Annotated in this window: 3 protein-coding genes and 1 pseudogene; all 4 read right to left on the bottom strand. The window is 64.7% G+C overall.

The features are described 5' to 3' along the window. Window positions 1-63: 63 nt before the first annotated feature. Window positions 64-267, bottom strand: coding sequence for a HepT-like ribonuclease domain-containing protein (locus tag Q1W26_RS21090; protein WP_300444772.1), 204 nt, complete (start codon window positions 265-267; stop codon window positions 64-66). After that, on the bottom strand, window positions 257-418 hold the full coding sequence (locus tag Q1W26_RS21085) for a hypothetical protein (RefSeq protein WP_300444770.1): 162 nt from the start codon (window positions 416-418) through the stop codon (window positions 257-259). The genes Q1W26_RS21090 and Q1W26_RS21085 overlap by 11 nt, the downstream gene beginning before the upstream one ends. 96 nt (window positions 419-514) lie before the next feature. Then, window positions 515-736, bottom strand: a complete 222-nt coding sequence (locus Q1W26_RS21080; protein WP_300444767.1) for a nucleotidyltransferase domain-containing protein — start codon at window positions 734-736, stop codon at window positions 515-517. A 162-nt stretch (window positions 737-898) separates the two neighbouring features. Further along, window positions 899-1737: pseudogene (locus Q1W26_RS21075) on the bottom strand (phosphoketolase); the annotation flags it as partial.

Below are 1737 nucleotides of genomic sequence, written 5' to 3'. Positions count from 1 at the left end.
CCTTCCAGCCAGGGCTTCACGGAGCTTGACGGGGATAACAGTATCTACCCGTGCTGCAAAAATTCATCCAGATGTGCGGTGATGATGCTCACCGTGCTGGCCCATGTCCAGAGCGGCTTCACAGGCGCGCTGAATGTTCAGGATGGCGGCATCCTGACGGGTGAAGTCGGTGGCAAAACCGGTCGGGTTGGCAGCGTATTCCTCCCGCGCCCGTGCCACGCAGCGCTTGATGGTCGCCGCCTTGTTGATCAGCACGTCATCGGCCATACACCGTTCCCCTTTGTTCAATGTCGCTCAGCAAGCCTGCGCGCGCGGTGTCCAGTGCCGTTTTTCCGCTCAGCATCGCTGCTTCGAACAAGGCGGCCTGCCCGTCTTTGGCCCACCAGCGGTGGCCGGTGGTGATGATCTGGTATTGCATGATGGTGGACGCGGCGCGCAAATCGAGCAGATCAACCGGGCAGCCTGCGGTATCGGCCAGAGTGCCCGCCAGGTCAAACAGGGTCAGCGGGTCGGCTTACCCGGCCACCAGCACGGCCAGATCCAGATCGCTGTCCAGCCCGGCGGTGCCGTGGATACGGCTGCCGAAGGCATATATCGCCAGCACATCGGGCAGGCGCGTTTGCAGTGTCTGAACGATGGCTGCGCGATTCATGCCGACTCCTTCCTCGTCATTCCCGCCAAAGCGGCAATCCAGCCCGATGCCATTGGCCGGCCGGCGGTGGGTTTCTGTGTTCATTCGCGTGTTCCGTATTCTGTTGGAGGGGCGCCGCCCGGCTTGGTGCAGCAGTTGATTTGTCGGGTTACGCTGCGCTAACCCCGACCTACCTACAGCCCGGTCCAGCGCCACGCGAATTGCGTAGGTCGGGTTAGCCCACCGGGCGTAACCCGACGGCACGGCTTACGGCCGCGGCCCGGTCCAGCGCCAGTCGCGGATTTCCGGCATGTCTTCGCCGTGTTCGCTGACCCAGGCCTTGTGGCGGGCGATGGTCTGGCGGTAGCGCTCGCTGGCTTCGTCCACGCGGTTGCGCAGGCGCGGGATGCGGCGGATGGCGTCGAGGGCGAGCTGGTAGCGGTCCATGTTGTTGAGTACCACCATGTCGAAGGGGGTGGTGGTGGAGCCTTCTTCCTTGTAGCCGCGCACGTGCAGGTTGGCGTGGTTGTGGCGGCGGTAGGTGAGGCGGTGGATCAGCCACGGGTAGCCGTGATAGGCGAAGACGATGGGTTTGTCGCGGGTGAACAGCGCATCGAAGGCGTCGTCGTCGAGGCCGTGGGGGTGTTCGGCGGGCGGCTGCAGGGTCATCAGGTCCACTACGTTGACGAGGCGGATGCGGATGTCCGGCACGTAGTCGTGGAGCAGGGTGACGGCGGCCAGGGTTTCGAGGGTTGGCACGTCGCCGGCGCAGGCCATCACCACGTCCGGGTCGCCGCCGTCGTTGCTGGCCCAGGGCCAGATGCCGGCGCCGGCGGTGCAGTGGCGGGCCGCCGATTCGATGTCCAGCCACTGCCATTCGGATTGCTTGCCGGCGATGATCAGGTTGATGTAGTTGCGGCTTTTCAGGCAGTGGTCGGTGATGGCCAGCAGGCAGTTGGCGTCGGGGGCGAGGTAGATGCGCACGACTTCGGGGCTTTTGTTGGCCACGTGGTCGATGAAGCCCGGGTCCTGGTGGGAGAAGCCGTTGTGGTCCTGGCGCCACACGTGGGAGGTGAGCAGGTAGTTGAGGGACGCCACCGGCTTTC

The sequence above is a fragment of the Zoogloea sp. genome (assembly GCF_030157465.1).
GTDB lineage: Bacteria > Pseudomonadota > Gammaproteobacteria > Burkholderiales > Rhodocyclaceae > Zoogloea.
This window is presented reverse-complemented; position numbering and strand designations above follow the sequence as displayed.

Excerpts from the sequence above, each read along its gene's own strand:
- Q1W26_RS21090 (WP_300444772.1), bottom strand. The coding sequence starts at position 267 with ATGGCCGATGACGTGCTGATCAACAAGGCGGCGACCATCAAGCGCTGC.
- Q1W26_RS21085 (WP_300444770.1), bottom strand. The coding sequence starts at position 418 with ATGCAATACCAGATCATCACCACCGGCCACCGCTGGTGGGCCAAAGAC.
- Q1W26_RS21080 (WP_300444767.1), bottom strand. The coding sequence starts at position 736 with ATGAACACAGAAACCCACCGCCGGCCGGCCAATGGCATCGGGCTGGAT.